The 19,963-nt window shown below is 59.5% G+C and carries 16 protein-coding genes; 13 read left to right on the top strand and 3 right to left on the bottom strand.

Going from position 1 to position 19,963, the window contains the following annotated elements; all coding sequences use genetic code 11:
* Positions 1-91 precede the first annotated feature (91 nt).
* Positions 92-547, top strand: coding sequence for a flavodoxin (locus EYC95_RS15635; protein WP_131061168.1), 456 nt, complete (start codon positions 92-94; stop codon positions 545-547).
* Here the strand turns inward: EYC95_RS15635 and EYC95_RS15630 are convergent.
* A complete protein-coding gene (locus EYC95_RS15630; protein ID WP_131061167.1) occupies positions 528-1,424 on the bottom strand; it encodes a LysR family transcriptional regulator in 897 nt (298 codons plus the stop codon). The genes EYC95_RS15635 and EYC95_RS15630 overlap by 20 nt on opposite strands.
* A gap of 96 nt (positions 1,425-1,520) precedes the next feature.
* Here EYC95_RS15630 and EYC95_RS15625 point away from each other — a divergent pair, with 96 nt between their 5' ends.
* The 9 genes from EYC95_RS15625 to EYC95_RS15585 all read left to right on the top strand — a co-directional run bounded on the left by EYC95_RS15625 (position 1,521) and on the right by EYC95_RS15585 (position 14,578).
* Positions 1,521-1,907, top strand: a complete 387-nt coding sequence (locus EYC95_RS15625; protein ID WP_131061166.1) for a CidA/LrgA family protein — start codon at positions 1,521-1,523, stop codon at positions 1,905-1,907.
* Positions 1,897-2,583, top strand: a complete 687-nt coding sequence (locus tag EYC95_RS15620; RefSeq protein ID WP_131061165.1) for an LrgB family protein — start codon at positions 1,897-1,899, stop codon at positions 2,581-2,583. Before EYC95_RS15625 ends, EYC95_RS15620 begins: the two co-directional genes overlap by 11 nt.
* Before the next feature lie 132 nt (positions 2,584-2,715).
* Positions 2,716-3,498 carry a class II aldolase/adducin family protein gene (locus EYC95_RS15615; protein WP_131061164.1) on the top strand — a complete coding sequence of 261 codons (783 nt, stop codon included), beginning with the start codon at positions 2,716-2,718 and terminating at the stop codon, positions 3,496-3,498.
* On the top strand, positions 3,498-4,400 hold the full coding sequence (locus EYC95_RS15610) for an alpha/beta fold hydrolase (protein WP_131061163.1): 903 nt from the start codon (positions 3,498-3,500) through the stop codon (positions 4,398-4,400). Before EYC95_RS15615 ends, EYC95_RS15610 begins: the two co-directional genes overlap by 1 nt.
* Positions 4,401-4,509: 109 nt before the next feature.
* The gene (locus EYC95_RS15605; RefSeq protein WP_131061162.1) at positions 4,510-5,421 is read left to right on the top strand and encodes an SDR family oxidoreductase; all 912 of its coding nucleotides are present in this window, start codon (positions 4,510-4,512) and stop codon (positions 5,419-5,421) included.
* Between the two features lie 708 nt (positions 5,422-6,129).
* Positions 6,130-7,923 carry a DUF1302 domain-containing protein gene (locus EYC95_RS15600; protein WP_131061161.1) on the top strand — a complete coding sequence of 598 codons (1,794 nt, stop codon included), beginning with the start codon at positions 6,130-6,132 and terminating at the stop codon, positions 7,921-7,923.
* Between the two features lie 23 nt (positions 7,924-7,946).
* The gene (locus tag EYC95_RS15595; protein WP_131061160.1) at positions 7,947-9,314 is read left to right on the top strand and encodes a DUF1329 domain-containing protein; all 1,368 of its coding nucleotides are present in this window, start codon (positions 7,947-7,949) and stop codon (positions 9,312-9,314) included.
* 140 nt (positions 9,315-9,454) lie between these two features.
* Entirely contained in the window at positions 9,455-12,016 is a 2,562-nt protein-coding gene (locus tag EYC95_RS15590; protein ID WP_131061159.1) for a LuxR C-terminal-related transcriptional regulator, read from the top strand.
* Positions 12,017-12,184: 168 nt separating this feature from the next.
* Positions 12,185-14,578: a dermonecrotic toxin domain-containing protein gene (locus EYC95_RS15585; protein ID WP_131061158.1), complete on the top strand. Its 2,394-nt coding sequence runs from the start codon at positions 12,185-12,187 to the stop codon at positions 14,576-14,578.
* 33 nt (positions 14,579-14,611) lie between these two features.
* On the opposite strand, the gene EYC95_RS15580 is transcribed toward EYC95_RS15585, so the two are convergent.
* Entirely contained in the window at positions 14,612-15,406 is a 795-nt protein-coding gene (locus EYC95_RS15580; RefSeq protein WP_131061157.1) for an IclR family transcriptional regulator, read from the bottom strand.
* A gap of 165 nt (positions 15,407-15,571) precedes the next feature.
* On the opposite strand from EYC95_RS15580, the gene hmgA reads away from it, so the two are divergent.
* The 3 genes from hmgA to maiA are packed head-to-tail and all read left to right on the top strand — an operon-like array spanning position 15,572 to position 18,832.
* On the top strand, positions 15,572-16,876 hold the full coding sequence (gene hmgA / locus EYC95_RS15575; RefSeq protein ID WP_131061156.1) for a homogentisate 1,2-dioxygenase: 1,305 nt from the start codon (positions 15,572-15,574) through the stop codon (positions 16,874-16,876).
* Positions 16,877-16,879: 3 nt separating this feature from the next.
* Positions 16,880-18,184 (top strand): fumarylacetoacetase, encoded by a 1,305-nt coding sequence (gene fahA, locus EYC95_RS15570; protein ID WP_131061155.1) that lies wholly within the window; start codon positions 16,880-16,882, stop codon positions 18,182-18,184.
* A gap of 12 nt (positions 18,185-18,196) precedes the next feature.
* Positions 18,197-18,832, top strand: a complete 636-nt coding sequence (gene maiA, locus EYC95_RS15565; protein WP_131061154.1) for a maleylacetoacetate isomerase — start codon at positions 18,197-18,199, stop codon at positions 18,830-18,832.
* A 148-nt stretch (positions 18,833-18,980) separates the two neighbouring features.
* Here maiA and EYC95_RS15560 read toward each other — a convergent pair whose 3' ends face one another.
* The gene (locus tag EYC95_RS15560; RefSeq protein WP_131061153.1) at positions 18,981-19,784 is read right to left on the bottom strand and encodes a SirB1 family protein; all 804 of its coding nucleotides are present in this window, start codon (positions 19,782-19,784) and stop codon (positions 18,981-18,983) included.
* Positions 19,785-19,963: the final 179 nt, after the last annotated feature.

The following is a 19,963-nucleotide window of genomic DNA, read 5'->3' as shown; positions in this document are numbered from 1 at the left end:
TTCCGAGTGGGTTGAGGGCAGCATTCTAAAAGATCAAATAAGGCTGTGCTGTTAATATCTCAGTCTTTTTCTCAGCTTCAGGATCAGTTTGATGAAAGTCGCCATCATTTCCGGCTCGGTGTACGGCACGGCTGAAGAAGTTGCCCGCCACGCCGCGAAGATTTTAAACACCGCAGGTTTCGAAACCTGGCACAACCCGCGCGCAACACTTGTCGATATCCAGGCATTCGGCCCGGAAGCGTTGCTGGCGGTGACTTCAACCACCGGCATGGGTGAGTTGCCGGATAACCTGCAAACGTTGTATTCGACGATTCGCGATCTGTTGCCCGCCGCCTGGCGTGGTTTGCCGGGTGCCGTAATCGGCCTCGGAGATGCCAGTTACGGCGATACGTTCTGCGGTGGCGGTGAGCAGATGCGTGAATTGTTCGGCGAGCTGGGCCTGCGCGAAGTGCTGCCGATGCTGCGCCTGGACGCCAGCGAAAGCGTGACCCCGGAAACCGACGCCGAACCTTGGCTGGCGGAGTTGATTACCGCGCTGCGGGGTTGACCGGCCGCTCGCGCAGCAGTGCGAGCCAGGCTTGCGCAGCCTTCGACAAGTACGCGCCCTGACGCCAGATAAAGGCGATGTCCCAGCGCAAGTAGCTCGGGGCATTCAAGGTCAGGCGCACCACCCCTGGCCGCACCAATCCGCGCGCCACCACGCTGGGCAACAGCACCACGCCCTGGCCGGCGGCCACCAGTGCCGCGAGAAAATCCGCCTGGCCACTGCGCCCACCTTCCTTGGGCGAAAATCCCAGCTGATGGCAGGCTTGCAGCAAACGGTCATTGAGCACGAAGCTGCGCTGATACAGCAGAAACGGCGTATCGGCCAATTCTTCCAATCCAATCACCGTCTTGGTCGCCAGCGGATGATCGGCCGGCAGCAGCGCATCCAGCGGCTCATCGCAGAATGGTTGGAAGGCGAACTGCGGATCCTTCGGCAACAGACTGCCACCCAGTTCGAGCTCACCGCTCAATACCGACTGCTCGATGTTCAGGCTACCGCCCTCAAGTAGTTGAATACTGATATTCGGGTAACGCCGCCGGTACTCGGCAAACAGCCCGGCGAACAGCGCATCACTGCCCAACAGTGGCAGGCCCAGGCGCAATTCCCCACGAGCCAGTTGGCTCAAATCGTCCAGCTCGCTGAGCAATTCGTTGCGCAGCCGCAGCATGCCTTCGGCCCGTTGCAGCACCACGCTGCCGGCGGCAGTCAGGCGAAGTTGCGAACCCAGGCGTTCGAGCAGCGGTGTGCCCAGGCTCTGTTCCAGTTGGGCGACTTGCTTGCTGACCGCCGATTGGCTGATGTGCAGGGTCTTGGCGGCTTGGGTGAAACCCCCTTGGTGCATCACTTCGACGAAGCTGCGTAGCTGCTTGAATTCCATGCGTCTGATTCCAGATTGGAATAGCGTCGAGTCTAACAATTCGTTTCGGGGATGGCAGCCCGCTCCGTAAAATGAGCATCTGTGAGGACCGAAATCATGAATGCATCATCCTTCAAACGCCTGGCTCGATTAACCGCGGAACTGGCCGTGCTGCTCGGCATCTACCTGCTCGGCTGTGAAATCGCCGTATGGTTTGCCTGGCCGATCCCGGGTGGTGTGGTCGGTATGGCGTTGCTGCTGCTGGCTTTCGCCGTTGGCTGGATCAAACCGGCGGCGTTGCAAATGGGCGCAGGTCTATTGATGGCCGAGATGTTGCTGTTTTTTATTCCGGCGCTGATGAGCCTGCTCGATTACGGCCGCTTGATGCGCGACGACGGCTGGCGGATTCTGCTGGTGATCGGCGTCAGTACGCTGATGGTGATGCTGGTGACCGCGTTTACCGTGGAATGGATGGTGCGGTTGAGGAGGTCCCATGAAGCTTGAGCTGATGCCGATGTTCTGGCTGGTCTTCACGCTGTCGGCCTATTTATTCAGTCGATGGACCTACCGGCGAACGGGGCGTTATCTGCTGTCGCCGCTGATTCTGGTTCCGGCCTTGCTGCTGGCCCTCGCTGTTCCGCTGCACACCGCGTATTCGGAGTATTCGAGCAACACCCATTGGCTGATGTGGGTGTTGGGGCCGGTGACCGTCGCCTTCGCGGTGCCGATCTGGCAACAGCGGCAGATGTTGATGCGGCATTGGTCGGCATTGCTGCTCGGAATGCTGGCGGGCAGTGCGGCGTCCATCGGCACCTCGTTCGGTTTGGCCAAGGCGCTGGCGCTGGACAGTTCGGTGACGATGTCGCTGGTGCCACGTTCCATCACCACGCCCTTTGCCATGCCACTGGCTCACGACCTCGGCGGTGTTCCGGAACTGACGGCGGTGTTCGTGATGTTTACCGGGGTGTTCGGGGCGATGCTCGGCGGCATTCTGCTGAAGTGGCTGCCGTTGCGCAGCGCCCTTGCGCGCGGCGCGTTATTTGGCGTTGGCGCGCACGGTGCCGGCGTCAGTCGGGCCCATGAAGTGGGCGGTGAAGAGGGCTCGGTCGCGGGGCTTGTCATGGTTCTGACGGGGCTTTTGAATCTGTTTGCCGCCCCCTTATTGGCGGCGGTCCTTTGACATGGATCCAGGCTCTCTTCTGAACTGACTCGTTAGGCCATCAAGCTGGCTGCGAATGCAACTACACGAAATCCGAGGGCTGACTAGACTGCTTTAACGACAGTAAAACAATAAGAACAGGAGGTCCTTGCCGTGAACGTTGCTCCCGTCCAATCCCCCCACAGTGTCAGAGACCAAGTCAGTGCTGCCGAGTGGCAGACCCGCGTCGACCTGGCAGCCTGTTATCGTCTGGTCGCCTCGCATGGCTGGGACGATCTGATCTTTACGCACATCTCGGCCAAGGTGTTGGGCACTGAAGATTTCCTGATCAACCCGTTCGGGCTGATGTTTCACGAGATCACCGCGTCGAGCCTGGTCAAGGTCGATCAGACCGGCAAAAAGCTGATGGACAGCCCTTACGAGATCAACCCGGCGGGTTACACCATTCACAGCGCTGTGCATGAAGTGCGTCACGATGTGGTCTGCGTGCTGCACACCCACACCGCTGCGGGTGTGGCGGTGTCGGCGCAAAAACAGGGCATTCTGCCGATCAGTCAGCAGTCATTGTTTGTGCTGTCCAGCCTGGCTTACCACGCTTACGAAGGCGTTGCCCTGAACCATGAAGAGAAGGCTCGCCTGCAAGCCGACCTGGGTGAAAACAATTTCCTGATGCTGCACAACCACGGCTTGCTGACCTGTGGCAGCACCATCGCCGACACGTTCCTGATGATGTTTACCTTCCAGCGTGCCTGCGATATCCAGGTGCTGGCGCAGAACGGTGGTGCCGAGCTGATTGCCATCGAGCCGCAGATACTGGCGGGTGCCAAGGCAATGATCGCCGGCGTGACCAAAAGTGCTCAAGGGATGGGCGGCGCGTTGGCCTGGCCGGCGTTACTGCGCAAACTCGATCAACAAGACCCGGGTTATAAACTCTAATGGCACTCGCCGAGATCCCCCTGTGTGTCTGGCGCAAACGCGGCCAGACGTTCGTATTCCGAGGCCAGACCATCCGTTACTGGACGGCGGGGCAGGGTGAGCCGCTGCTGCTCATCCATGGCTTCCCGACCGCCAGTTGGGACTGGCATTACCTGTGGCAACCGCTGGCGCAGCGCTATCGGGTGATTGCGTGCGACATGCTCGGTTTCGGCGACTCAGCCAAACCGGTCAACCATGAATACAGCCTGTTGGAGCAGGCCGATCTGCAACAGGCCTTGCTCGCGCACCTCAACGTCGAGCAACCGGTGCATGTGCTGGCCCACGATTATGGCGACAGCGTGGCGCAGGAACTGTTGGCCCGGCATTACGAAACACGTATTGATCTCGCCAGTTGTGTGTTCCTCAACGGCGGCCTGTTTCCTGAAACCCATCGCCCGGTGTTGATGCAAAAACTGCTGCTCAGCCCCTTGGGCTGGATGATTGGTCGAGCCTTTACCCGCGACGGACTGGTGAAAAGTTTCCGGCAGATCTTCGGTCCGCAAACGCGGCCCAGCGAAAGCGAGATGGATGATTTTTGGGGCCTGATCGACAGCAATCATGGGCCGCGGATCATGCACAAACTCATTGCTTATATCCCTGAGCGGCGTGTCCAGCGCGAGCGTTGGGTCAGCGCCATGCAGCGCGGTGAAGTCCCGTTGCGGGTTATCGATGGAGAGGTCGATCCGATTTCCGGCGCTCACATGGTCAAGCGCTATCGGGAGCTGATCCCCGAACCGGACACGGTTTTGCTGCCTGATATTGGCCATTACCCACAGACTGAAGCACCGGCGCAGGTGCTCAAGCATTACCAGGAGTTTCGGGATCGGCTGGTTTCACCGCCACGCAAGGCGGCCTGTTCCTGACTATCCCCCAGCCTTATCGAGCACCATTCAGCTCTACCCGTGTTTATTGTGACCAGCAGCCTGGTGCCTGACACTCGGACTTATTGTCCCTGGTCTGCTGGAGTTCCCCATGAATGAGTCTGTGCGCTTCGAAGATAAAGTAGTGATCGTCACGGGTGCAGGCGGCGGCCTGGGCCGGGCGCACGCGCTGCTGTTCGCAAAGCAGGGTGCCAAAGTGCTGGTCAATGATCTCGGCGGCTCGGCTCAAGGGGAAGGCGCCAACGCGTCGGCAGCAGACCGCGTAGTGGCGGAAATTCGCGAGGCGGGTGGCATCGCCGAAGCCAACCACGACTCCGTCACCGACGGCGACAAAATCGTCCAGCACGCCCTCGACGCGTTCGGTCGCATCGACGTCGTGGTCAACAACGCCGGGATCCTGCGCGACAAGACCTTCCACAAAATGGACGACGCCGATTGGGACCTGGTTTACCGCGTCCACGTCGAAGGCGCCTACAAAGTCACCCGCGCCGCCTGGCCGCACATGCGCGAGCAAAACTATGGCCGCGTGATCTTCACCGCCTCGACCTCGGGCATCTACGGCAACTTCGGCCAGTCCAACTACGGCATGGCCAAACTCGGCCTCTACGGCCTGACCCGCACACTCGCCATCGAAGGCCGCAAGAACAACATCCTGGTCAACGCCATCGCGCCCACCGGCGGCACTCGCATGACCGAAGGCCTGATCCCGCCGCAAGTGTTCGAGCAACTCAAGCCGGAACTGGTGAGCCCGTTGGTGGTGTATTTGGCGAGTGAGAATTGCCAGGAGACTTCCGGGTTGTTTGAAGTCGGCGGCGGCTGGATGGGCAAAGTGCGTTGGGAACGCAGCCTGGGCGCCGGGTTTGATCCGCGGGTGGGTTTCTCGCCGGAAGATGTGGCGGCGCAGTGGGAGCGGATTTGTGATTTCGAAGGGGCGGCGCATCCGAAGGACAATATTGAGGCGTTGAAGGAAATGATGGGGAATTTGCAGAAGTATTCGTTGTGACCCTGATGCCTTCCGCAGGGCTTATCTGAGCCCTGCCATTCCCCCGATTGTTCCCCCGCCACAAAACCATCGCCCATAAAAAAGGCCGCTGCAAACGCAGCGGCCAAAGTAAGACGTTGGATCAAGGAGCTACAAATCAACGTCAGTGAACTCGGGGCGATCAATCGAAAAGCATCGATTCATCTGGATTCTGTCGCCAATGGCGCGGGCTCATCACCACCATCGCTTCGCGCTTCCAGGCTGTTCACCGTGAAAGCCCGGCAAGAATAAGGCGTTGAGCCCAAAGGAAAAACAGCGATTCGCGACATGCTCTGTTGCAGCATGAGTAACAGTGCGCGGCGCCACGTCCCCTGTAGCAGCTGCCGAGCAGCGCGAGGCTGCGTTCGGCGACGAAGTCGTCGTAAAACCTGCGCCTGCGGTCTCCCTGATGTACCGCATTGCCTGAAATTACGACTAGTTCCTTCGACCGCGGCCTGAACCGAACGCAGCCTCGCGCTGCTCGACAGCTGCTACGGGGGGGCGGTGCCAGCCTCCCGCCATGCATCTGACTGATAACCCGCCATCCAGCCCATCCATACCGGCGCAAACCCCCGCCCCATCAGGCCATTCATCCTTTAGAGGTACACCACGAATACCTCCTTGGTGCGCTTATCGCTCCCAACGTGCGGCAGTAGGGTGGGGCCTTCTGTCACTCACCGGGGAAGACGCATGACAAAAACAACAATGCGCGCCATCTTCACACCGCAAGCGCTGGCCGCTGCGGTTGCCTTGGGCTGCTGTGCCCAGGCGCAAGCGGTTGCATTCAACATCGGCGAAATCGAGGGGACGTTCGACTCCTCGCTGTCCGTCGGCGCGAGTTGGGGCATGCGCGATGCCGATAAGTCTTTGGTGGGCACCGTCAACGGCGGGACCGGTCAGTCTTCGACCGGTGATGACGGCCGGCTGAACTTCAAGAAGGGCGAAACCTTCTCCAAGATCTTCAAAGGGCTGCACGATCTTGAATTGAAATACGGCGACACCGGCGTGTTCGTCCGTGGCAAGTACTGGTACGACTTCGAGCTCAAGGACGAAACTCGCGAGTTCAAGCCGATCAGCGACAGTGGGCGCAAAGAAGGCGCCAAGTCCTCCGGTGCGCAGATTCTCGATGCCTTCGTCTATCACAACTATTCGATCGCCGATTTGCCAGGCTCCGTGCGCGCCGGCAAGCAGGTGGTCAGCTGGGGCGAAAGTACCTTCATCGGCAACTCGATCAACAGCATCAACCCGATCGACGTCTCGGCGTTCCGTCGTCCGGGGGCCGAGATCAAGGAGGGTCTGATTCCGGTAAACATGCTGTTCGCCTCTCAGGGCTTGACCGATCAGCTCTCGGTGGAAGGTTTCTATCAACTGGAGTGGGACCAGACCGTCGTCGACAACTGCGGCACCTTCTTCGGCAACGACGTGGTGGCGGATGGTTGCAACAACAACTACACCGTCGGCAGCCCCGCGATTGCCCCATTGGCGCCATTGGCGGCTGCCTTCGGCCAACCGATCCAGGTAACCCGCGAGGGCGTGGTCGTCCCCCGTGGTGGTGACCGCGATGCGCGGGATTCCGGGCAGTGGGGCACCGCATTGCGCTGGCTCGGTGACGACACCGAGTACGGCCTGTATTTCATGAATTACCACAGCCGCACACCGACTGTCGGCACCACCACCGCCGGTCTGTCGACGCTGGCCAGCCTGCCGGGGATGGTGAGTGTTGCCAACCGTCTGGCCCCAGGCAGCGGGGCAGGCCTGGCGCAAAGCGTGATGCTCGGACGCGGTCAGTATTACCTCGAATACCCGGAAGACATTCGTCTCTACGGTGCGAGTTTCTCCACCACCTTGCCGACCGGCACCGCGTGGAGCGGCGAGATCAGTTATCGCCCTAATGCTCCGGTGCAAGTCAGCACCAACGACCTGACCCTGGCAATGGTCAACCCGATTGCCGGCGGCGCCGCATCTCCGATCGCCACCACTCCCGGCGCCGACAACAAAGGCTATCGTCGCAAGGAAATCACGCAGATCCAGAGCACCCTCACGCAGTTCTTCGATCAGGTGTGGGGCGCCCAGCGCTTGACCCTGGTCGGCGAAGCGGCGGTGGTTCACGTCGGAGGTCTGGAGTCGCGCAGCAATCTGCGTTACGGCCGCGACTCGGTCTATGGCCAATACGGTTTCGGGGGCGATACCGAAGGCTTCGTCACCTCGACCTCCTGGGGCTACCGCGCCCGGGCGATCCTTGATTACGCCAACGTGATCGGCGGGATCAACCTCAAACCCAACCTGTCCTGGTCCCATGACGTCGCAGGCTATGGCCCCAACGGGCTGTTCAACGAAGGCGCCAAGGCCGTCAGCGTCGGCGTCGATGCCGACTACCGCAACACCTATACCGCGAGCCTCAGTTACACCGATTTCTTCGGCGGTGACTACAACACCCTGGAAGACCGCGACTTCCTGGCACTGAGCTTCGGCGTGAACTTCTGATCTGGCTGAGAAGGATGAATTTGATGCGCAAGATGATTCTGCAATGCGGCGCCCTGGCCTTGAGCCTGCTGGCTGCCAACGTGATGGCGGCGGTGTCTCCGGACGAAGCCAACAAACTTGGCACCACCCTCACGCCGCTCGGCGCCGAGAAGGCCGGTAACGCCGATGGCTCGATCCCGGCGTGGACCGGTGGCATCCCGAAAAACGCTGGAGCGGTGGACAGCAAGGGCTTCCTGGCAGACCCGTTCGCCAGCGAAAAACCACTGTTCGTCATTACCCCGGCCAACGTCGACAAGTACAAGGACAAACTTTCGGAAGGCCAGGTGGCGATGTTCAAGCGCTACCCGGAAACCTACAAGATCCCGGTCTACCCGACTCACCGCACCGTGGCCGTGCCACCGGAAATCTACGAGTCGGCCAAGCGCAGCGCGCTGAACGTGAACAGCATCAACGAGGGTAACGGCCTGGCCAACTTCACCGGCAACCGCTACTACGCGTTCCCGATTCCGAAAACCGGCGTGGAGGTGTTGTGGAACCACATCACCCGTTATCACGGGGGCAACCTGCGACGCATCATCACTCAGGTGACGCCGCAAACCAACGGCAGCTACACGTCGATCCGCTTCGAGGAAGAGATCGCCGTCCCGCAATTGATGAAGGATCTGGCCCCGGAAAAAGCCGCCAACGTGCTGACCTTTTTCAAGCAGTCGGTAACCGCGCCGGCGCGTCTGGCGGGTAACGTGCTGCTGGTGCACGAAACCCTCGACCAAGTGAAAGAGCCGCGCCTGGCGTGGATCTACAACGCCGGCCAACGTCGAGTGCGTCGTGCGCCGCAAGTGGCTTACGACGGGCCGGGCACCGCCGCCGATGGTTTGCGTACTTCCGATAACTTCGACATGTTTTCCGGTGCGCCGGATCGCTACGACTGGAAACTGGTCGGCAAGAAGGAAATGTACATCCCCTACAACAGCTACAAACTCGACTCCCCGAGCCTCAAGTACGACGACATCGTCAAGGCCGGCCACATCAACCAGGACCTGACCCGCTATGAACTGCATCGCGTCTGGGAAGTGATCGGCACGGTCAAGCCAAGTGAGCGGCACATCTACGCCAAACGCCATATGTACATCGACGAAGACAGCTGGCAAGTGGCGCTGGTGGACCACTACGACGGTCGCGGTCAACTGTGGCGAGTGGCCGAGGGTCACGCCCAGTACTACTACGATCACCAGGCCCAGGCGTACACACTGGAAGCGCTCTACGACATCATTGCCGGTCGGTACATTGCGTTGGGGATGAAGAACGAAGAGAAGCACAGCTTTGAATTCGGCTTCGAAGCCAAGGCCGCGGACTACACACCATCGGCGTTGCGCGCGGAGGGCGTTCGGTAAGGGACTAGATACATTCGCAACGCAAAAGGCGACCAGGGGGTCGCCTTTTTTATGGCTGCCAATCAGCGTCCTGAATACTTCTCAACAAGCGGGTTAGAGAGGGCTAGGGTTGCCGGACAATTATAAAAAGGCACGCCGCAATGACCGCCATGACCCCGTGTCTTGACCGTTCTGGATTCCTGCCCCGTCTGTCCTCTCATCACCTGTCGCGTGATCGATTGACCGAGCCCTTGCTGGCTTCCACGTCACGAGTGAAATTACTGTGCGCACCGGCTGGCAGCGGCAAGACCGCGCTGCTCGCCGACTGCCTGTTGCAGGCGCCGTCGCAGTGCCGGGTGTGCTGGTTACCGTTGTCCGGCGTGGTAATGAGTGCGGCGGATTTTCGTCAGCGTGTGGCAGAAGCGCTGGGGCTGGCGTCGTCAGAAGAGTCGGCAATGCTCGGCGCGCTGGCTCGATTGCAGGCGCCGACCTGGCTGTTTCTCGATGATTATTGCCGCGTTCCGAACCCGGAACTCGATCACCTGCTCGATCGCATGCTGGCCGTCAGCAGTCCGATGCTGACCTGGTGGCTGGGTGCCCGCCGTCGCCCACAATGCAATTGGCCACGGTTATTGCTCGATGACGAACTGTACGAATGCGAGCGCGCCACGCTGGCCTTCAATCAAACTGAAATCGCCTCGCTATTGCGTCACCTGACACCGGCCGACGCCGGCACTGCCGCCAGCAAAATCATCCAGCGCAGTGGCGGCTGGTGCGCCGGTGTGCGCGTTGCGCTGCTGCAAAAATGCGACTGGTCGCGCAACGACCCGCATCACAGCCGACCGGACACGTTGCTCGATTACCTCGAACACGAACTGTTCACCAGCCTGACCCCGGAGCTGACGGAAGTCTGGCGGGTGCTCGCGCATTTGCCGCGGTTCAATGCACGGCTGTGCGATCACCTGTTTGGCGCGGGGGAGGGCGCGCAATGTCTGAAGACGTTGCAGGACCTGGGGTGCTTTATCGAGCCCTGGCATGACTCGGCCGACTGGCTGCAGATCTTCCCACCACTCACGCAATTGATGCGCGATGAGCAATGGCCGGCCGGACGTTCCTGGCATCGCCGCGCCTGCCAGTGGTTTGCCGCTGAGCTGGACTGGAAAGCCGCGTTCGAACAGGCCTTGCTGGCTGAGGAGTTTGAGGTCGCCGTCAGCCTGTTGCAGCATTTCAGTTTCGAGCATTTGTTCGAGGAGCAGACGGTCGTGCTGTTGTTGCGGTTGTACGAGCAACAAGGCGAAGCGCTGATGTTCGGCTCGCCGCAATTGGTCGGGCTGATCACGGCGGCGTTGTTGTTTGCCGGGCGATTCGAGCAAGCCGGCGATTGCATCGAGCGGTTGTCACGGTTCACCCCTCAGCCGTCGGCGACTCTGCAGCGGCAACTGATTGCACGGTGGCAGGCTCAGCAGGGTTGGCTGCTGCATTTGCAGGGGCGGATGGAGGCGGCGAGTGAGCATTTTCGGCAAGCATTGGCCGAGCTGGGGGCTGACGCCTGGCAGGCACGTTTGTTGTGCCTGTCCGGACAGACCCAGCAGGCCCTGTTGTGCGGTGAGCTGGAATTGGCCCAAGCGATCAATCGTGAGGCCCTGTGCCTGACTCGTGCCCAGGGCGCTTTACTGTTTGAAGGTTTGCTTGAGCTTGATCACGCGCAACTGCTGGAGCAACGCGGATCCCCGGCCCGTGCGCAAAGCCTGTTGGCAAACATGCATGATTTACTTTGCCAGCAGGCGCAGCGGCCGACGCCGTTGCTCGGGCGTATCGCTCTGCGTCGGGGGCGATTGGCATTGAGCATGGGGCAGGAAGAACAGGCCGCCGAGTTTTTTCAACGCGGTCTGGATGACTGTCTGCGCAGTCATGACAAGCGAGTGTTGTATGGGTATCTCGGACAGGCGCAGTTGGCGGCCAACCGGGGCGATTACACTCAGGCCTTTATACGATTGCGCGATGCCGAGCGACTGATGCAGCAGCGGCAGATCCCGGACACGGTTTACCGTGGCGTGTTATTACAAGTCAGCAGTCATTTCTGGTTGCAGCAGGGACGCGCCGAACTGGCGTGCGAGGCCTTGAAGCGTGTGCTCAATCACTATCGTGGGCCGCAGGCGCGACAGGCCCCCCCGGCCACTCTTGAGCTGATTCCGCGCATTGAATATTTGTTGATCATCGCCAGGGATCGGTCAGCGCCAGATTCAGTCGACGCTGCACCACAACTTGAGTCATTGATAAAACTGGCGCAGGCGCGTGGAATGTTCGCGCTCGCCACAGAATTACAACTGGCCTTGGCCGAAGTACTGTGGTGTGACGGTCATACCACGAAGGCCATTGATATGTTGCAGGAGGGCCTACGCAACGTTGCGCGGTATCAGACACTCCAAGCGTTAAGCGAGTTGCGCCAGCGTCAGCCGTTACTGTTACAGGGCGAACAAGCTTCTTTACTGTCTTGCCATCAACTTTGCAATCGTGCGGATGCGACAGAAACATTAAGTCAGCGTGAGCTGCAAGTGCTGAAGCTGATTGCGCTCGGTCATTCCAATCAAGAAATTGCCGATTCACTGTATATCTCGTTACATACTGTGAAAACCCACACTCGGCGCATACACGGAAAATTGCAGGTCGAACGCAGAACGCAAGCGGTGGCAAAGGCCAAGCTTTTAGGTTTGTGGGATTGATTATGTAGATAAGGCGGTCATTGGGCTTGATTTAAATGCGTCGGTGTTACATGCGGTTTAAGTTGTAAATAGTTGGTATTGCTTGGCGGCTATGGTGCGTTGTTGTCCTGGGCTAATTTGTGGGGGTGAGTTCTCGCTACGTTATTCCAAATTTCAAAGGGCAACAATATGAATATGATGAACAAGTATCTACCCATTGATATTGGCAGTCGTCCGCAGTGGCTTGAGCGTGCCGGCGTTACCGAACAACTGCACTTTGGCGAATTGGAACAACAGTTGATCGCAAGTCAAACCGATCTGGACATACAACTGGGAAATCACTCCAGCGTGCAGACTTATGCAAAAAGCGTGGCCAGCCAGATGTTGCAGTTGGAATTTGGCAGCACGCTGGATCCCGACAACTTGATGACCACCAGCCGTTACATCTTTGATGTGGCCGGGAGCCGAGTCACACAGGAAGACAAGCGTTCTCTGACGGATTTGCTGCTGTGCGGCCTGCACGAGCATGGTCGTCGGGGATGGATCACGTTTGAAGGTGAAGGCCTTCCTTCCGGACTACACCAGCAATGGTTGGAGGACGCGTTGACCGAGGACGTACGGGCCGCCTACGGCGCCTCATACCGGTCCCTGTTCCAGCGCAGTGAGGTGGTCGCCACCATGGCCCGCATCACCCGGGATCAATTGCTGCTGAGTGCCTTTGGCGCGAAGCTCCAGGGGCATCTCGACGACACCAGTCTCCAACGGGTTCAACGTGCTGTGGACGGGGATGCCAAGCTGATGATCGCGCCATTGCAGCTGCGTGACGACACTCGCCCACTCCTGGAGCTGGTCGCTATTGGTAGCCGCAGCCCGAGCCAGGACGACTGGCTGCTATATGCTCCCGATTCGCCTGGCGGTAAGGACTGGTACCAATTGCCTTCCCTTAGGCAATTGAGCTTGGAAATCGGTGGTTGGACGGCAAACTCAGAGGGAAGCGACTATCTGCTATGGCGCTCCCACGCGCTGGATCGTGAGGTCGTCAGCGGTTATATGAAACAGGTTTTCAAACTGCCTAATGTTTGGCGTGGCGTTTCGCTCGTGCCTACCCCTTACACAGGGAATGAAGTTCTGAATACCGTTGTTTACAACCATCGCGCCTGGCTCGTGGCTCAGGAAGAAGGCCACACTCCCTATGGCTATCGGACCGCTACACAGCAGGAGCGTCAGTACTTCACCCGGATGAATTGTGAACTCCGGGCATTGAAAACCATTGAAGTGCGTGAAGGCGGGTTTATCAGTTATGAACGTTTTTGCCATCAGTTGATAAAACAGCAGATTGAAGAAGTTCTCCTGTCCAGAGGCGAAAAAGTCGATATCAATCCTGACCGGATTTTCGTGGAATACGCACAGGGTCAGCAGGTAACACTGACCCGACTGATTGCTGACGAGGTGCATTTTTACTCTGACAATGCCGTCCGAGACGGTGTCCCGCGTTTCACAGAGGCGACTGACCATCCCCCTATCACCAAACTCTCCATTCACGAAGTTGCCGCTTGGTCGCGAACGCTGCGCCCAGGTGAAAAGTACATCGACATGTTGCGTTCAACGCACATCGACCGATCTAAAGGTTTTTTCAAGCAGCAGCTATACGGCGCGATCATGCAACGCCAGATGCGCGTGGCAATCCAGCAGGCGCTATTCACAGGGCGTTTGGTTCGGGAACACTTCGATGAGTTGATGAAAGTTTTCGCGGCGTTTGACTCTCCACAACCGGACTGGCCCGTGGGCGAATCGCCTGATGATGTGCGACACAGTGCCTTGTTCAAACTCCATCTCAAGGGGCGTCTGATAGTCGGGGCGTTCGTGTTCAGGCTGCACGTTGCGGGTAAGATCGAAGAATATCTGTACACCCCGGATGCACCGGACGGATGCGAGCTGCGGCCTTTCAAAGACTTCGTGAGTGCGGTGAAAACCCGCGGCCTCGGTGATTACTTCTATGATCGGTCATTTGCGAAATACCAGCCGGAGGTCGGTACTTACCTGACAGATCTCGAACAGGTCGCCAACTTTACCAAGGCGCCAACACTGGAGCGTAACAGTCGGGTCACGGATTTGTACGGGGGCTACTACGACGTGGTGACCAAGGTCATCTCTGACGTCGACGAGAAAACGCAAAGCCTTGAAGAGATCATCACCGGCCTGGTGTACAACGCCGTCGTTTCGGCGGTGAGTATTATCGCCATTGTCTATGCCCCCGTCGGTATCGCATTGAGCGTCACCTTGTTTACTCAGAATCTGGTGCAAGGTGTGCATGCTTATACCGAGGGCAATAGGACCAAGGCCCGGCAGCATTACGTCAAGGCGGTGATTGAGTTGGCCTCACTGAGCAAGGCAACTTATGGACTGTCGAAGGTCACCAAATTGCAGAAAGACGTGATCGGTTTGCTAGCGGATGTGTATACCGTGGAAAAACTGTTTGCCTATATATCCGGGCAGCCTCGATTGCATGAGCGGGCGCTGGAAGTCATTCAGGAGGTTCTCGACAACCCAGAGAGCATCACGAGCAAAACCACTATCAGGTAAGGGCAATGGCTAAACGCAGGTATCGCGCCTGGTTCAACGACTGACATCGGCGGCCTGATACCCCATCCGCCAACTGACGGCCCGCGTCGCAGCCATTAACCGCTGCGCCGCCGGGCCGTTTTCGTCGGCGTGAAAGAGTGAGGTCGGGCCAACGATGGTCAAGACCGCCGCGACATCCCCCACGGCGTTGAACACCGGTGCCGACAAGGCGTCCACCCCTGGCATCAACAGTCCATGTACATGATGCAGGCCGCGTTCGCGGATCTGTTCGCACAAGGCCATATAGGTTTGATCGTCGGCCAATACGTGGTCGGCAGCGTTTTGCAACTCCAGATCGCGCAAATCTACAGTTTCCCGTTTCGGTAGAAATGCGCCGAACACCAGGCCGGTGGACGAGCTGAGCAACGGCAGCACCGAACCCAACTGCGTCACCACCGTCACTGCACGCACCGCCGGTTCGATGTGCACCACGGTCGCGCCCTGATTGCCCCATACCGCCAAAAAGCAGGTTTCGTTCAGTTCATCGCGCAACTCGGCCAAGGGCAGGGCGGCTACTTTCAGCACGTCCATACTGTTGAGTGCGGCAAGGCCGACGCGCAAGGCTTCACGGCCCAGGCCGTAGTGGTTGGTGGCCGTGTTCTGTTCGGCAAAACCACTGGCGATCAGCGCCTGCAAATAACGATGAACCTTGCTTGCAGGCATCTGCACGTGTTCGGCCAGACGCGACAACGAGGTCGAAGGCGACAACTCGGCCAAGGCCTTGAGGATGTCAGTACCGACCTCGGCCGAGCGGACTTTCTGTTTATCGTTGTTGCGCGGCGTTTCCATGAAGGCGGTCTGATCCCGGGACGAATGGGCGTCTTTATAGCTTGACGGTCAATACCAATCAAATTACGTTATGCGTAATCGAATTACGATAAAAATAACCCCGGCGTGCCGAGACCTCTGCAGCAGAGCGACAGGCCATTGCCTACTCCCTGTTCAGGAGGCTCCATGAACCTCGATTCAACGGCGCCAGCGCTGGCTTATCAGTCAGGCTTCGGCAACGAATTCAGCAGCGAAGCGTTGCCTGGCGCACTGCCTGTCGGCCAGAACTCCCCGCAAGAAGCCCCTTACGGCCTGTACACCGAACTGTTCTCCGGCACTGCGTTCACCATGGCCCGCAGCGAAGCGCGGCGCACCTGGATGTACCGGATTCAGCCGTCGGCCAATCACCCGGCGTTCGTCAAACTGGATCGGCAACTGGCCGGTGGTCCGTTGGGTGAAGTGACCCCCAATCGCCTGCGTTGGAACCCGTTGTACATTCCGACCGAGCCGACCGATTTCATCGATGGGCTGGTGAGCATGGCCGCGAACTCGGGCGCAGACAAACCGGCCGGGATCAGCATCTACAGCTACCGCGCCAACCGTTCCATGGAGCGCGTGTTCTTCAATGCCGACGGTGAACTGTTGCTGGTGCCTGAGCAGGGTCGCCTGCGCATCGCCACCGAACTGGGTGTGCTGGAACTGGAACCGCTGGAAATCGCCGTGCTGCCGCGCGGTCTGAAATTCCGTGTCGAATTGCTCGACCCGCAAGCTCGCGGTTACATCGCCGAAAACCACGGCGCGCCGCTGCGCCTGCCCGACCTGGGGCCGATCGGCAGTAACGGTCTGGCCAATGCCCGGGATTTCCTGACGCCCGTTGCGCATTACGAAAACCTCAAGCAACCGACCACCCTGGTGCAGAAATTCCTTGGCCAGTTGTGGGGCTGCGAGCTCGACCATTCGCCGCTGAACGTGGTCGCCTGGCACGGCAATAACGTGCCGTACAAATATGACCTGCGCCGTTTCAACACCATCGGCACGGTCAGTTTCGACCATCCGGATCCGTCGATTTTCACCGTCCTGACGTCGCCGACCAGCGTCCACGGTCTGGCCAATCTGGACTTCGTGATCTTCCCACCGCGCTGGATGGTGGCCGAGAGAACCTTCCGTCCGCCATGGTTCCACCGCAACCTGATGAACGAATTCATGGGCCTGATCAAGGGCGAGTACGACGCCAAGGCCGAAGGCTTCGTACCTGGCGGCGCGTCGTTGCACAGCTGCATGAGCGCGCATGGCCCGGACGGCGAAACCTGCACCAAGGCGATCAACGCCGAACTCGCGCCAGCGAAAATCGACAACACCATGGCGTTCATGTTCGAGACCAGCCAAGTGCTGCGCCCGAGCCGTTTCGCACTGGATTGCCCGCAACTGCAAAACAATTACGATGCCTGCTGGGCCACTCTGCCCGCCACTTTCGACCCGACCCGGAGATAACCCATGACTCAGACTTCCATCACTCGCAGCTGGGTTTCTTCCGCCAACGGCCATGCTGATTTCCCGCTGCAAAACCTGCCGCTGGGCGTGTTCAGCGTCAATGGCTCGGCCCCGCGCAGCGGTGTGGCCATCGGCGAACACATTTTTGATCTGGAAGCCGCACTGGACGCGGGCCTGTTCGACGGCGTCGCAAAAACCGCAGTTGAAGCCACCCGTGGCGGTCAGCTGAATGCGTTCTTCGAGCTGGGCCGCGAGGCTCGCGTTGCACTGCGCGAACGTCTGCTGGAACTGTTCGCTGAAGGCAGCACCCTGCACGGCAAGATCGAAGCCCAAGGCGCAAAACTGCTGCCATTGGCGACGAATTGCGAAATGCACCTGCCGGCGAAAATCAACGATTACACCGACTTCTACGTCGGCATCGAGCACGCGCAGAACGTCGGTAAGCTGTTCCGCCCGGACAACCCATTGCTGCCGAACTACAAATACGTACCGATCGGCTACCACGGCCGTGCCTCGACCATTCGCCCGTCCGGCACTGACGTTCGCCGCCCGAAAGGCCAGACCTTGCCGGCCGGTCAGACCGAGCCGACGTTTGGCCCGTGCGCACGTCTGGATTACGAACTGGAACTGGGCATCTGGATCGGTCAGGGCAACGAGATGGGCGACTCGATCGCCATTGGCGACGCTGCCGATCACATCGCCGGTTTCTGCCTGCTCAACGACTGGTCGGCGCGCGACATCCAGGCCTGGGAATACCAGCCGCTGGGGCCGTTCCTGTCGAAGAGTTTTATCACCAGCATCTCGCCATGGGTCGTGACAGCCGAAGCGCTGGAGCCGTTCCGTCGTGCTCAACCGTCGCGCCCCGAAGGCGACCCACAGCCGCTGCCGTACCTGTTCGACAAGCGTGATCAAGCCGCTGGTGCGTTCGATATCGAGCTGGAAGTACTGTTGCTAACCGAAGGCCTGCGCGAGCAAAAACTGCCGGCCCATCGTCTGACCCTCAGCAACACCAAACACATGTACTGGACCGTGGCGCAAATGGTCGCGCACCACAGCGTCAACGGCTGCCAGTTGCAGGCCGGTGATCTGTTCGGTTCGGGGACGTTGTCGGGGCCGGAAAACGGTCAGTTCGGCAGCTTGCTGGAAATCACCGAGGGCGGGAAAAAGCCGATTGAGCTGGCGTCGGGCGAGGTGCGTAAATTCCTTGAAGACGGCGACGAAATCATCCTGCGCGCCCGTTGCAGCCGCGACGGTTTTGCCTCCATCGGTTTCGGCGAATGCCGTGGCAAAGTGATCGCGGCGCGCTAAGAGGATTGGGTCATGGAGCTCTATACCTACTACCGTTCGACGTCCTCTTACCGGGTGCGCATCGCGTTGGCGCTGAAGGGCCTGGATTATCAGGCGCTGCCGGTCAACCTGATCGCACCGCAAGGTGGCGAGCATCGGCAAGCGCCGTATCTGGCCATCAACCCGCAAGGCCGGGTGCCGGCCTTGCGCACCGATGAAGGCGAGTTGCTGATTCAGTCACCGGCCATCATCGAGTACCTGGAGGAACGTTATCCACAGGTGCCGCTGCTGTCCAAGGACCTTACCGCGCGCGCTCATGAGCGTGGCGTTGCGGCGGTGATTGGCTGCGACGTGCATCCGCTGCACAACGTCAGCGTGCTCAACAAGCTGCGGCAATTGGGCCACGATGAACCGCAGGTGGTGGAGTGGATCGGCCACTGGATCAGCCAGGGGCTGGCGACGATTGAGCAGTTGATTGGGGATGAGGGTTATTGCTTTGGGCCACAGCCAGGCCTGGCGGATGTCTATCTGATACCCCAACTGTACGCAGCCGAGCGTTTCAACATTTCACTGGAGCCGTTTCCACGGATTCGTCGAGTGGCAGCGTTGGCGGCTACGCATTCAGCCTTCATCAAGGCCCACCCGGCCAACCAGCCAGATACCCCTTAACGGCCCACACTCAACCCTGTAGGAGCGAGCGATGCGGCGACCCGACTTGCCCGCGAAGAACGATAACGCGGTATTTCTGATAGACCGAGGCGCCTGGTTCGCGGGTAAGTCGGGTCGCCGCATCGCTCGCTCCTACAAGGAGCAGTGATCAATGGACGATGGAGTTTGGCGGGAGATGCCCCAGCCGTTCAGTCAGGCGAATCCGCTGGATCGGGTCGTCGCTGAGCAGCAGCGCATGCTCCAGGTCGAAGCGTTCGGCGTTCGGGCAGTCCAGCCGTTGATAGAGGCTGGCCCGGGCGAGGTAATCGGCGGCGTTGGCGTTGCCCAGTTCCAGCACGCGTTCGGCGTCGATCAAGGCGCCGATGTAGTCATCGTGGGAAACGTGCAACTGGCGCAGGTTGCGTGACAGCCGTTGCAGCATCTGCGCTGGTTCGGCGGTCAGCAAATGCTCGGCGTTGAGTTTCATGTTCGGGCCGTACTGGCGTTGCAGCAATTCACGGTAATCGTTGGGGTACAAGCGGCGCCCGCCGCAAGGGTCCAGCAGATGATCGGCGCCCGGTACCCGCAGCAGGAAGTGCCCGGGGAAATTGACTCCGACCATGGGGATCTCCAGGCGTTTGGCCAATTCCAGCGCTATCAGCCCAAGGGACAGCGGCTGGCCGCGCCTGAGTTCCAGCACCTTATTGAGCAGTGCCACTTGCGGACGCAGGGGTGTGAAGTCGTCCTGGGCGAACCCCAGGTCATTCATCCGCCGCAACAGCGGCTGGGCCAATTCGCTCACCGGCAGCATCGGCAAGCCATAGCTGACCCGTTGTTGCAGGTCTTGGAAGTCTGCCAATACCTTTTCGGGATCCACCTCCTTGTCGTGCTCGGCCGCCATCCACAGCGCCGCCTCGAACAGCGCGGGCGGTGATCGTTGCAGGCAGTCAAAAAAATGTTGGCGCGGCGTCATCAAAATCTCCCGGCAATGCCTCGTTTTAGCCTCGTCTGCGGCGTTCGTCCAGTGCTGCACACATGCGGTTTCAGGTTATGTCCGAAAGCCTGCTTGGCTGCGCTGCTTATTCCGGCGCGCTTCTGCAAATTTTGGGCGCAAGCCTATACTGGCGACTACCAAGAAGTGATTCGGGAGCC

Source organism: Pseudomonas sp. BGI-2, assembly GCF_004310295.1.
Lineage (GTDB): Bacteria > Pseudomonadota > Gammaproteobacteria > Pseudomonadales > Pseudomonadaceae > Aquipseudomonas.
This window is presented reverse-complemented; position numbering and strand designations above follow the sequence as displayed.

Coding starts and splice junctions, on each gene's coding strand:
- hmgA (WP_131061156.1), top strand. CDS start 15,572: ATGAACCTCGATTCAACGGCGCCAGCGCTGGCTTATCAGTCAGGCTTC.
- EYC95_RS15595 (WP_131061160.1), top strand. CDS start 7,947: ATGCGCAAGATGATTCTGCAATGCGGCGCCCTGGCCTTGAGCCTGCTG.
- EYC95_RS15610 (WP_131061163.1), top strand. CDS start 3,498: ATGGCACTCGCCGAGATCCCCCTGTGTGTCTGGCGCAAACGCGGCCAG.
- EYC95_RS15585 (WP_131061158.1), top strand. CDS start 12,185: ATGAATATGATGAACAAGTATCTACCCATTGATATTGGCAGTCGTCCG.
- fahA (WP_131061155.1), top strand. CDS start 16,880: ATGACTCAGACTTCCATCACTCGCAGCTGGGTTTCTTCCGCCAACGGC.
- EYC95_RS15630 (WP_131061167.1), bottom strand. CDS start 1,424: ATGGAATTCAAGCAGCTACGCAGCTTCGTCGAAGTGATGCACCAAGGG.
- EYC95_RS15620 (WP_131061165.1), top strand. CDS start 1,897: ATGAAGCTTGAGCTGATGCCGATGTTCTGGCTGGTCTTCACGCTGTCG.
- EYC95_RS15625 (WP_131061166.1), top strand. CDS start 1,521: ATGAATGCATCATCCTTCAAACGCCTGGCTCGATTAACCGCGGAACTG.
- maiA (WP_131061154.1), top strand. CDS start 18,197: ATGGAGCTCTATACCTACTACCGTTCGACGTCCTCTTACCGGGTGCGC.
- EYC95_RS15605 (WP_131061162.1), top strand. CDS start 4,510: ATGAATGAGTCTGTGCGCTTCGAAGATAAAGTAGTGATCGTCACGGGT.
- EYC95_RS15560 (WP_131061153.1), bottom strand. CDS start 19,784: ATGACGCCGCGCCAACATTTTTTTGACTGCCTGCAACGATCACCGCCC.
- EYC95_RS15600 (WP_131061161.1), top strand. CDS start 6,130: ATGACAAAAACAACAATGCGCGCCATCTTCACACCGCAAGCGCTGGCC.
- EYC95_RS15580 (WP_131061157.1), bottom strand. CDS start 15,406: ATGGAAACGCCGCGCAACAACGATAAACAGAAAGTCCGCTCGGCCGAG.
- EYC95_RS15590 (WP_131061159.1), top strand. CDS start 9,455: ATGACCGCCATGACCCCGTGTCTTGACCGTTCTGGATTCCTGCCCCGT.
- EYC95_RS15635 (WP_131061168.1), top strand. CDS start 92: ATGAAAGTCGCCATCATTTCCGGCTCGGTGTACGGCACGGCTGAAGAA.